This window comes from Oleiphilus sp. HI0066, from assembly GCF_001635725.1.
Genome location: NZ_LWFH01001019.1, coordinates 1 through 1,603, shown reverse-complemented (window position 1 = coordinate 1,603; position 1,603 = coordinate 1). Strand labels below are relative to the sequence as shown.

Below are 1,603 nucleotides of genomic sequence, written 5' to 3'. Positions count from 1 at the left end.
TACGATAAGGGTTTTGTCATCGGGCCCGAAAAACGAATTTCATCAACCGGCGATTCATCTTGCAGCAAAACACGAAATAGTACGAAGGACGCAGATATATCGCGCTCTATCATGGGCATCTGAAGATCACCAAGATCTCTTGCCTGTGAAATTCTCAAGCCGGAATATTGATTATCTTCAACCAATACAATGCGATTGTAGGTATAGGTGAAGTCAATAAACTGGATTCCAAGATCAATTGCTTTGCCGAACGTAGAGCTGCTGATCAGCGCAAGTCCCCATACACCATAGCTCGGTAGATTTAAGTTGAATCCTGCCTCAAGCAGAGCATTTGAATCTTCAGCTGCAGATAATAAGTTACGATAAAACTGCAACTCTTCTTTTGATGAAACAGTCTCTTTTGGATTCGCCAAACGCGATTCTTCAATACCAGTATTATCTAGCAGTGTTGATCGACCATGGCCCTTCGACTCCATCCATTTCAGCATTTCCACCAAGCCGATGATCGAATGACGGACATCCATAGTGAACACCTATCAATATTATTATTTGGCTAAGAGCATAAGACCTATGTCCGAAATTAACAAACAAGTTTTCCAGATCGAACATGTCTAAGAGGCCTAACTATTTATTAAGCTATCTAATCAAAGAACCGAGAAAAAACGAATACAACCCTATAAGACGACTTCGTCACGAATGAGGTAGCCACATGAATAACAATAATTTCGATTACATCATCATCGGTGCAGGATCCGCAGGGAGTGTGTTAGCACATCGATTATCTCAAGACCCAAATAATTCGATACTCGTTTTAGAAGCCGGTCCCGAAGACAAAACACCAATGATCAAGATTCCAGGTGCCTTTGCCTACTTCATGTATAGCCGCAAATATAACTGGCTATACGACTCTGAGCCAGTTCCGGACATTCGACATGGTAAACCTGTTTTTTGTCCCCGCGGCAAAACACTGGGCGGCAGCAGCGCAGTGAATGCGATGGTATATATTCGAGGACATCGCTCTGATTATGATCACTGGGAAAGCCAAGGAAATCCGGGCTGGGGCTTTGACAATATGCTGCCCTACTTCAAGAAATCAGAAACCAATGAGCGCGGCGGCGATGCCTTCCATGGCGACAAAGGCCCTTTATATGTATCGAATACTCACAGTGCCTACCCGCTAAATGACTGCTTTATAAAAGGTGCTGAACAAGCGGGCTATCCGGTTACCGATGACTTCAATGGACCACAATTTGAAGGTGCAGGCTATTACCAATTTACGATCAAGGATGGTGAACGTTGTGGCGTCTCACGTGCCTACTTAAAACCGGCACTTCATCGAAATAACCTGTCTGTGGAATGTGAAGCCTTTGTCGATAAGATCCTCTTCGAAGGTAAAACTGCTGTAGGCGTCGCATATACGAAAAATGGTGTGAGTCATGAGGTGAAAGCCAATAAAGAAGTCTTGTTATGTGGCGGTGCGTTCAATTCACCACAGACTCTTATGCTCTCTGGAGTTGGCGATAAAGAAGAGTTAGCGCAGCATGGCATCCCAGTTGTACATGACCTTACTGGTGTCGGTAAAAACTTGCAAGAACATGTCGAT

2 protein-coding genes are annotated in these 1,603 nt (G+C 44.0%); one reads left to right on the top strand and one right to left on the bottom strand.

Annotated features, from left to right (window positions below; translation table 11 throughout):
• Positions 1-524: AraC family transcriptional regulator ligand-binding domain-containing protein (locus A3738_RS12135; RefSeq protein WP_156504230.1), on the bottom strand; the 524-nt coding region annotated here is incomplete at its 3' end.
• A gap of 185 nt (positions 525-709) precedes the next feature.
• Between A3738_RS12135 and A3738_RS12130 the strand changes: the two genes are divergently transcribed.
• Positions 710-1,603, top strand: an 894-nt coding sequence (locus A3738_RS12130) for a GMC family oxidoreductase (RefSeq protein ID WP_197473828.1), incomplete at its 3' end; no start/stop codon positions are given.